We start from the raw sequence: 3,913 nt of genomic DNA, 5'->3' as shown, positions 1-3,913 counted from the left end.
GCGGGCGAAGACCTCGCTGGGGCGGGGGCCGCCGGGTGGGGTGTACGGCACGCCGAGCAGTCCCACGGCCCGGAAGACGTCCGGCCTGGTCAGCGCGGACGTAGCGGCGATCGTCGCACCCCAGTCGTGCCCGACGACCACGGCGGAACGCTCCCCCAGCCCCTCCACCACGGCGACGTTGTCCGCGACCAGGTCGAGCATCCGGTACGCCTCCACGGCCTCCGGCTTGGAGGAACGTCCGTACCCACGCACATCGATCGCCACCGCGCGGTATCCGGCCGAGGCGAGCGCCGCCAACTGGTGCCGCCAGGCGTACCAGGACTCCGGGAAACCGTGCAGAAGCAGCACCAAGGGCCCGCTCCCCTGCTCGACCAGGTGGATACGGCCGGTCGGGGAAGGGAGGAGGCGGTGGGCGGGGGTGTCGGTGGGTGACACGGGATCTCCTGGGTGGTGGTGGCCTTACGGGGGTGTGGTGCCTGGCCTCTCGGACTTGAGGTCTCGGTGTGCCTTAGGTGGGCCCTGGGGCAGGGGCGGCGGACAGAGGGGGGCGCGGTGCCCGGCCGGGCGGGCGCGGTTCGTCGCGTCGGCAGCGGGCCGAGTGGGTCGACGCGCTGGAGGCCGGTCGGTGTCGGGCGTGGCTCGCGAACGGGCCGGTCGGAAGGGGTCCGGTGGGTCGCAGGCGTGGATACGGGCGCGCAGGTGGCGGAGACGGCGGGTGAGTCTTGCTCGGGGCCCCGGACACGATGATCCGGTGGGCGGCCGGGCCGGGACGAGGGTTGTTGCCGTTTCGGCAAACGCACCCTCATCCAGAGTGAATGGGAGACCGACCACCGCCGACGGCCCTCCTGGCTACGCCCGCGCATCGGGCCCGTCACCGGCTCGGGGCCTCACTGCGCAGGGCTCGCGTGGGCTGGAGTGTCAGCCCCCCGAGGGCCCCGCAGTGTTCGCTACCGCCTCTGTGAGGGCGGCGAGCTTCGAGGCCCAGGACGACGGGGGCGGGAAGGGCGCGGGCCCGGACAGTGGGACATGGAGGGGGCTTGCGCGGCCGAAGGGGGGCCATGAGGCCGCCGATGGCGTGGAGGGCGCCGCGGGGGTCCGATGGGGCCCGGAGGGCCAGGGAAGCCCGGCCGAGCAGCCTCACGGGGCCCTGAGCCCCAGAGGTGGAGGAGGCCGGCCGTGGCTTCCAGGCGCCGTATGCCCACGCCGGTGCGGATACGCCGACGGCCCATCCGCTTGTCGCGGATGGGCCGTCGGTCCGGGTGGGCGATACTGGGTTCGAACCAGTGACCTCTTCGGTGTGAACGAAGCGCTCTCCCACTGAGCTAATCGCCCGGGCGCAGGAAGAACATTACCCCATGTCAGGGGGTGCTTCCGACCAGAGGGCCGGGCGGCGGACGCCACCCGCCCCGGAGCCCGTCACTGGTCCTTGATCTTCCAGGGCATGACGAGGCCGAACTTCCACAGGTAGATCCCGGCGAGCAGGCCGATGATCACCAGGCCGATCACGGTGAGGGTGATGTTGCGACGGCGCACCTTGGGGTCGAGGGCCCGCTGGGCCGCCTCGGTGACCTTGCGTTTGGTCCAGCGGAGCACGAGCTGGGCCCAGACGAACTCGGTCGCCCAGATCGCCATTCCACCGAAGATCACGACCCAGCCGGGCCCGGGCAGCGGCAGCATGATGATGCCCGCGACGACCACCGCGAGGCCGACCACGAAGACCCCGACCTGCCAGCTCAGATGCAGGAGCCGGCGGGACTTGATGAATTCCGGCGCCCGCGAGCCCAGCCCGCTGCCGGCTCCGTCGGCGGTCTCCCGCCGGTCCGCCTTCGCCTTGTCCGATGCCACGGCGACCTCGCCCGGTTCGTCACTCCCCGTATTCATATAGACAAACCCTACCCGAGTGAAACCAGTCACCGGAATGGTCGTAGATCCGGTACGAGTTCTCGGCCGTAAGAGTTACGTAAACACACGCAAAACCCTCAGAGGGGTTTACAACGGCACCGTAGGTGGCATGTCGATTTCGCCGACGTGCGAATCCCCGAGCGCACACTGAGCGAAAGGCCCTGGCGCTTATGAACACCACGGTCAGCTGCGAGCTGCACCTGCGCCTCGTTGTGTCGAGCGAGTCCTCCCTGCCTGTCCCCGCAGGCCTGCGGTACGACACGGCCGACCCCTACGCCGTGCACGCCACCTTCCACACCGGAGCCGAGGAGACCGTCGAGTGGGTGTTCGCCCGTGACCTCCTCGCCGAGGGCCTGCACCGGCCCACCGGCACCGGCGACGTCCGCGTCTGGCCATCCCGCAGCCATGGTCAGGGCGTCGTGTGCATCGCCCTCAGCTCCCCGGAGGGAGAGGCGCTGCTCGAGGCCCCGGCGCGGGCCCTGGAGTCCTTCCTGAAGCGAACCGACGCCGCCGTGCCGCCCGGCACGGAACACCGGCACTTCGACCTGGATCAGGAGCTCTCGCACATCCTGGCGGAGAGCTAGGCCGCGGCCCTTCCGAGCAGCCCGGCGCCGTCCACTCGGGGAGACGGCTCGGGCCAAGACAACCGCATACGGCAACGGACCGACGCCGCCCTCGTGAGCGTTCACGGGCGGCGTCGGTCTGCGGTCGCCGGCTGCGTTGGGTGACCAGCAGGCCGCAGGGTGTGTGCCACACCGGCGGTCATCGCCCGGGAGGCACGCGGTGGACGTCGTCCGTGCGGGGCCGGCTCGGGCCCGTGGCCGCGTGGCCGGAACGGTGCGGTGGGAACCCCGTGCGGCGCGGGGGCGTTCCCACGGCAATCGGGGTCGGGGAAGGACGGGTACGGTCGGCGCGGGAGTCGCTACCATCGGCCAGCATCGGCGGGCGCCCGCCCGACCCCCAGGCCAGGGAGCGAAACGTGTTGATCACCCACGACACCCGGTGTGCCCTCGACACCGTGGTGGATCTGGTGAACTCCGCGCCCGAGGACGATGCGGCGGCGGACGGTCTGCCCGACGTCCAGGCACTCACGGACTTCGTGCGAAGCCACAAGATCAGCGATGTCGGTGTGCTGTCGGAGCTGGACCTCTCCGCGGTGCGCAGGCTCAGAGGGCGCTTCGCGGCGGTCTTCGCGGCGCCGGACGCCCGGTCCGCGGCCGTGATGATCAACGAGTTGGTCGCCGCCGCCGGCACCACTCCCCGGCTGACCGACCACGACGGCTACGACTGGCACATGCACTACTTCGCGCCGGGCGCCTCCGTCGCCGACCATCTCGCCGCCGACTGCGGGATGGCGCTGGCCTTCTTCGTGGTGGCCGGGGAGCAGGAGCGGCTGCGGCGCTGTGAGGCACCGGACTGCCGGCGCGCCTTCGTGGATCTCTCCCGCAACCGCTCACGACGCTACTGCGACAGCCGGACCTGCGGGAACCGGCTGCATGTCGCCGCCTACCGGGCCCGGCGCAAGGAAGCGGCGGGCTGAGCGAGGCAGTGGATGCGGGCCAGTGGCGGCCCCGACGGTGCCCGTGGTGCGACGTCGGTCCCGGCGGGTGGCGCCGGGACGGACGTGTACGGCTCACAGCAGCAGCAGGTCGTGCAGCGCAGCCATGAGCAGCAGACACCCGATCACCGCCAGGAAGATCATCAGCGGTGGCTGGGAAAGGGCGAAGAGGCACCCGCGAGGCTCGTCCTTGGGCGGCGCGGCCTCGCTCTGTGTAGTGTCCAGCATCTCGCCGCAGATCATGGCGTACCCGGTGCCCGGTCGCGATCAGCGCTCGGAGATCTTGCGGGAGTCGCCGAATAGCGTGAGGTCTCGTCCGGGTGGTGAACGAATCCGGCCGCCCGGGGGACTCACTGTGTCACTTCGCCCAGTTATGTGACTGTCATATGCCGTGCTTCTTGAGGATGGCCTCGATATCGCTGAAGTCCTCCGACGCGTCGGCGGACCGGGGGG

The 3,913-nt window shown here is 70.9% G+C and carries 5 protein-coding genes and 1 tRNA gene; 2 read left to right on the top strand and 4 right to left on the bottom strand.

What is annotated here, in order from left to right:
* The 3 genes from H5J33_RS26565 to H5J33_RS26555 form a co-directional block, all read right to left on the bottom strand.
* Positions 1-435, bottom strand: a 435-nt coding sequence (locus H5J33_RS26565; protein WP_181797382.1) for an alpha/beta fold hydrolase, incomplete at its 3' end; no start/stop codon positions are given.
* Positions 436-1,260: 825 nt separating this feature from the next.
* Positions 1,261-1,332: transfer RNA gene (locus H5J33_RS26560), tRNA-Val, on the bottom strand.
* Between the two features lie 84 nt (positions 1,333-1,416).
* Positions 1,417-1,881, bottom strand: coding sequence for a TIGR02611 family protein (locus H5J33_RS26555; protein WP_181797381.1), 465 nt, complete (start codon positions 1,879-1,881; stop codon positions 1,417-1,419).
* Positions 1,882-2,072: 191 nt separating this feature from the next.
* On the opposite strand from H5J33_RS26555, the gene H5J33_RS26550 reads away from it, so the two are divergent.
* Together H5J33_RS26550 and H5J33_RS26545 are read left to right on the top strand one after the other, a co-directional pair.
* Positions 2,073-2,486, top strand: coding sequence for an SsgA family sporulation/cell division regulator (locus H5J33_RS26550; RefSeq protein WP_004002642.1), 414 nt, complete (start codon positions 2,073-2,075; stop codon positions 2,484-2,486).
* Positions 2,487-2,881: 395 nt separating this feature from the next.
* On the top strand, positions 2,882-3,442 hold the full coding sequence (locus H5J33_RS26545) for a CGNR zinc finger domain-containing protein (protein ID WP_181797380.1): 561 nt from the start codon (positions 2,882-2,884) through the stop codon (positions 3,440-3,442).
* A gap of 93 nt (positions 3,443-3,535) precedes the next feature.
* On the opposite strand, the gene H5J33_RS26540 is transcribed toward H5J33_RS26545, so the two are convergent.
* Positions 3,536-3,688 (bottom strand): hypothetical protein, encoded by a 153-nt coding sequence (locus tag H5J33_RS26540; protein ID WP_167345734.1) that lies wholly within the window; start codon positions 3,686-3,688, stop codon positions 3,536-3,538.
* Positions 3,689-3,913: the final 225 nt, after the last annotated feature.

It is taken from the genome of Streptomyces sp. WELS2 (assembly GCF_013870595.1).
Classification (GTDB): domain Bacteria; phylum Actinomycetota; class Actinomycetes; order Streptomycetales; family Streptomycetaceae; genus Streptomyces.
This window is presented reverse-complemented; position numbering and strand designations above follow the sequence as displayed.

What these genes read in the sequence shown, in the direction of transcription:
- H5J33_RS26555 (WP_181797381.1), bottom strand. Translation starts at nt 1,881, where the DNA reads ATGAATACGGGGAGTGACGAACCGGGCGAGGTCGCCGTGGCATCGGAC.
- H5J33_RS26550 (WP_004002642.1), top strand. Translation starts at nt 2,073, where the DNA reads ATGAACACCACGGTCAGCTGCGAGCTGCACCTGCGCCTCGTTGTGTCG.
- H5J33_RS26540 (WP_167345734.1), bottom strand. Translation starts at nt 3,688, where the DNA reads ATGCTGGACACTACACAGAGCGAGGCCGCGCCGCCCAAGGACGAGCCT.